The sequence below is a fragment of the Sphaerobacter sp. genome, assembly GCF_019683595.1.
Classification (GTDB): domain Bacteria; phylum Chloroflexota; class Chloroflexia; order Thermomicrobiales; family Thermomicrobiaceae; genus Sphaerobacter.
In genome coordinates this window covers 1-4,572 of sequence record NZ_JADGHZ010000235.1, presented here as the reverse complement: position 1 = coordinate 4,572, position 4,572 = coordinate 1, and the positions used below count along the sequence as shown (strand labels likewise).

At 67.5% G+C, this 4,572-nt stretch carries 3 protein-coding genes; all 3 read right to left on the bottom strand.

The features are described 5' to 3' along the window. Nucleotides 1–295 precede the first annotated feature (295 nt). The 3 genes from IRZ30_RS15855 to IRZ30_RS15845 are packed head-to-tail and all read right to left on the bottom strand — an operon-like array spanning nucleotide 296 to nucleotide 4,022. A complete protein-coding gene (locus IRZ30_RS15855) occupies nucleotides 296–1,219 on the bottom strand; it encodes an ABC transporter permease (protein WP_294086529.1) in 924 nt (307 codons plus the stop codon). Between the two features lie 29 nt (nucleotides 1,220–1,248). Then, a complete protein-coding gene (locus IRZ30_RS15850; protein WP_294086527.1) occupies nucleotides 1,249–2,229 on the bottom strand; it encodes an ABC transporter permease in 981 nt (326 codons plus the stop codon). Nucleotides 2,230–2,264: 35 nt separating this feature from the next. After that, on the bottom strand, nucleotides 2,265–4,022 hold the full coding sequence (locus IRZ30_RS15845; protein WP_294086526.1) for an ABC transporter substrate-binding protein: 1,758 nt from the start codon (nucleotides 4,020–4,022) through the stop codon (nucleotides 2,265–2,267). Between the last annotated feature and the right edge of the window lie 550 nt (nucleotides 4,023–4,572).

Sequence of the window (4,572 nt, the reverse complement as noted above, 5' to 3'; positions counted from 1 at the left end):
TTAATCCGACGCGGGCCGCGGCCGCCGGGCCCGCCCCGCGGCGGGCCGCCCCCCCCCCCCCCCGGTTCGGTTTCGGAGTGGCGATCGCAGCCTTGGATGCAACCCGTCTTGCCAGCAACCCCATGGTCGGGAGCCGGATAGACCCTTGCACCGATGTCATCCTGAGCGGGGCCGGCCGCCGCGGGGCGGCGGGCGACGGAGCGTAGGATCTCGCCTTGGACCGTTCACAAGCCAGAGCGACGCTCTTCCTGCTCCCTGCGTGACACCAGAGCGAGGGATCACCCTCCCTCATGCGTCAGCGGTGGGCGTAGGGGTCGAGGGCGTCGCGCAGTCCGTCGCCGAGGAAGTTGAAGGCGAGGACCGTCAGGGAGATCAGCAGTCCGGGGTAGAACCCCATCCACCAGGCCCGGTAGTCGCGCATGTAGTTGAAGGAGCCTTGGAGCATGTTGCCCCAGGACGCGGTCGGCGGCTGGATGCCGAAGCCGAGGAAGGAGAGGGTCGACTCGGTCAGGATCGCGGCCGGGATGCCGAGCGTGGCCGCGACGATGATCGGCCCGACGGCGTTGGGCAGGAGATGGCGGAAGATGATCGACGGCGTCGAGGCACCGACGGCGCGGGCCGCGATGGTGAACTCACGGGTGCGCAGGGTGAGGAACTCAGCCCGAACCAGGCGGGCGACGTTCATCCAGCCGATCACGGCGATGACCAGGGCGATGATTCCCACCGTAGGGCTGCGGATGCCGGTCAGCGCGCCCATCAAGAAGAGGAGCGGGGGAAAGGCGAGCATGAGGTCGCACACGCGCATGATGGCCGTGTCGACCCAGCGGCCGGCATAGCCGGCAATGGCGCCGAGCAGCGTGCCGGCCACGATGGCGACCCCCGTAGCGAGAAAGCCGACCACCAGCGAGACCCGCGACCCGGCGATCAGCCGGGAGAGCCAATCCCGGCCGAGTTGGTCGCTGCCCATCGGGTGGCTCAGGCTCGGCGCGGCGGGGCGCCCGAAGCGGGCCAGGTTCAGATCGGTCGCGTTCGGGTCGTACGGGGTGATCCAGGGGGCCAGGACGGCGACGGCGACGAGCAGGACGAGGAAGACGGCGCTGGCGAGCGCCAACCGGTGGCGGCAAAAGCGGCGCCAGGTGAGCGCCAGCGGGCGCTGCGCCCGCTTCGTCGCGGTGAGATCCCGTGATGAGAGGGGAGCGGATTGAGCCTCGGCAGTCACGGGCGACGCCCCTTCAGGGCAGGCTGCGCTCAGTCGTAGCGCACCCGCGGGTCGACGATCGCGTACAGGATGTCCGAGATGAGGGTGCCAACCAGGATCAGGGTGGCCGACAGGAGCACGATCGCCATCACCACCGGGTAGTCGCGCTGGCTGAGCGACTGCGCCGCAAGTTGGCCCATGCCGGGCCATGAGAAGATGTTCTCAACGACAATCGAGCCCTCTACCAGGATGACGAGCACGTAGCCCAGCAGGGTGATGATCGGAATCAGCGAGTTGCGCCAGGCGTGGCCCAGGATGACCGCGCGCTCGCGCAGGCCCTTCGCGCGGGCGGTGCGGATGTAGTCCTGCCGGATCACTTCCAGCATCGCGGCGCGCTGGTAGCGCGTATAGCCCGCCAGGCTCACCAGGGTGATCGAGGCGACCGGAAGGGCGTAGTGGAGGACCGTGTCCTTCGCCTGGTTCCAGAAGCCCGGCTCGACGTACGGGCTGCTCATGCCGCGCACCGGGAACCACCCGAGCGTGACGCCGAAGAAGTAGAGAAGCATCAGCCCAAGCCAGAACTGCGGGATCGAGATGCCGATGAAGTTGAACGTGGTCAGGAAGTAGTCCAGCAGCGAGTACTGCCGGATGGCGGAGAGCACGCCGAGGGGCAGGGCGATCACGAGCGTGAGCACGAGCGCCACCCCGGCGAGCTTCATGGTGTTCGGCAGCCGCTGCATGATCACGTCCGCGACCGGCTGGTTCATCCGCGTCGACATGCCGAGATTGCCGTGCGCTACCTGGCCCAGCCAGTCCACGTACTGGAGGTAGGCGGGCCGGTCGAGCCCCAACTGGTGTCGGAGCCGCTCGCGGTCGGCGAGCGTGAGGTTCTGCCCGGTCGAGCGGGACTCGGCCAGCATCGCGGCCACGGGATCGCCCGGCGCGCGCTTCAGCATCGCGAAGCAGATGATCGAGACGCCCAGCAGCAGCGGCAGCATCCAGAGCAGGCGGCGAATGATGAACCCGGCCATGCGTGACCCCGATCGTGCCTCGCCCAGCGCCTCCGTCAGCCCTGCTTGTAGATCTTCTCCGGGAAGGCCCGCTGGTACCAGCGGAAGCTCGGCGTGTCCTCGGGCACCCCGCCGAGCCGGCGGCTGACCACCCAACCGTCGACCGCGCAGTAGAGCGGGAGCGCGGGCAGGGTCTCCATACGGCGCCGGTCGAGCTGCTGGTAGATCTGGATGCGCTCATCCAGGTCGACGGTGGTGCGCCCCTGGTCGATCAACTGGTCGACTTCGGCGTCCTGGAACCACATGTAGTTGTCGCCGGGCGGGACGTTGCTGGAGTGCAGCTCGTTGAACACGTCCGGATCCTGCTCGAATGGGTGCGGCCACTCCTGCACCTCCATGGCCCGGCCCATCGGATCGTCGTTCGGGTCGTGCCACATGCCTTCCAGGGTGGTGTACTCGAGGACCTGCGGTGTGATCTCGATGCCCACCTCGCCGAGCATCTGTTGGATAATCACCTGGTCGTTCTTGTACTCATCGAAGCCGGCGTAGGTGAGGACGGTTAGCGACAGCCGCTGGCCGTTCTTCTCGCGAATTCCGTCCGCGCCCGGCGTCCAGCCCGCCTCGTCGAGGAGTCGTTGGGCGCGGGCGGGGTCGAAGGGGTACTCCGTCTCGTAGTTCACCTCGTCGTAGTTGTTGTAGCGGTCGAGGGGGCCGGTCGTCGCGTAGTGGTTGTTCGCGAGCAGTCCGCGGCCCTTGGTGACCGTCTCGTTCAACGTCTTGCGGTCGATCGCGTGGGCGATCGCCCGGCGCACGTTGATGTCGGCCAGGGCGGGGTGCTTGTGGTTGAACGCGAGCGTGATCGGCGTGAAGTAGACATAGTTCAAGAGCATGTAGTCCGGATCGTCCTCGTAGCGGGGCTGCATTTCGGGCGGGGTGAACATCATGTCGATCTCGCCCGACTCGAGCGCCGCTGCACCCGCGTTGGCGTCGACCATGTAGAAGACCGTCCAACCGTCGGCGGCGGGTCGGCCCTTGAAGTAGTTGTCGAAGCGCTCGTAGCGGACGAACTGGTCCGGCTGCTTCTCGACGAACTTGTACGGGCCGGTGCCGATCGGTTGCAGGTTGAACGGGTCGGTGTTGATGTCCGCTGAGTTTTCCAGCAGGTGCCGCGGGATGATGCCGATCTGGGACAGACCGAAGAGGAAGGGTGCGAAGGGTTCCTTCATCGTGATCCGGACGGTGCGGTCGTCCAGCGCCTCGTACTGCACCTTCTCCCCGCCGACCTGAAGCCGGGAACCGTATGGCGTGTCGACGTTCGGATCGCTGACGGTGTCGAAGGTGAAGAGGACGTCGGCCGCGGTGAAGGGCTCGCCGTCGTGCCAGGTGGTATCGACCAGGGAGAGGGTGAGCGTGAGGCCATCCTCGGAGTACTCGTAGGTGGCGGCGAGGTCCGGCAGGACGTTCCCCTCGTCGTCGTACTTGGTGAGCTTGCTGAACACGAGCCACTCGGTCCAGTAGTCGTTGCCGTTGAGGATCGGGTTGCCGATCCCCTTATCGCCGAGCGTGGTGTTGGCATTGACGATCCCGCCGGTGGTTTCGCCAGACGGCGTCTCGCCCGGCGCGGGGCTGGGCGACCCGGGCGCCGCATCGCTCGGCGTGGCCTCCTCCGCCGAGCCGCCACCACAGGCAGCGAGCAAGGTCGGGATGAAGGCCGAGGAGAACCCGATTGCCGCGGCGCGTTTCAGGATCGTGCGTCGGGGGTAGCGCCGGGCGCTCGCCCCGGAAGCGAGTGCGGCGGTCCCTGCGTCGTCCATGTCTGTCTCCTCCTCCAGCGTGCCTCGATGGACGGTACGTGGCTTCGGGGAATGGCAACATGCGGGCGCAGCGATCGCGCTATACGTATGTCTCGTCGGAATGATTTCTGTTAGGCGCATTGTACGGGCGACGTTTTGGTGATGTCAAGCAGCGCGCGATGGGTCCAGGAGCGCGACGAGGCCCGGCGGGTTGGTGGACAGTGACGAAATGATCCGGCATACCTGCCGCCCCGTCTCCCGCCCGCCTAGCCGGCCCAGGCGGCGGCTGACCGTATCCGAGGTGGGTGGCGGGGAGGTCGCCGCGTCGCGGCCCGTGCCGGGGGCTAAAGCCGCCGGGTTGACAATGAAAAGCCGGCTAAAGCCGGCTGGGATCGCGGTACGGATCAGACCCCGATGCGCCGGTCCCGTCTCTCGGCCCGTGCCCGGGGCTAATGGAGTTTGACGAATTATTCTCGTCTTCCCGCCACCCGTTCCGGCACGGCTGTCATCCTGAGCGGAGCCGGGCGGCGCGGCGCGCCCGGCGGCGGGGCGCAGGCGCCAGCGGCGGGCC

What these genes read in the sequence shown, in the direction of transcription:
- IRZ30_RS15845 (WP_294086526.1), bottom strand. Translation starts at nt 4,022, where the DNA reads ATGGACGACGCAGGGACCGCCGCACTCGCTTCCGGGGCGAGCGCCCGG.
- IRZ30_RS15850 (WP_294086527.1), bottom strand. Translation starts at nt 2,229, where the DNA reads ATGGCCGGGTTCATCATTCGCCGCCTGCTCTGGATGCTGCCGCTGCTG.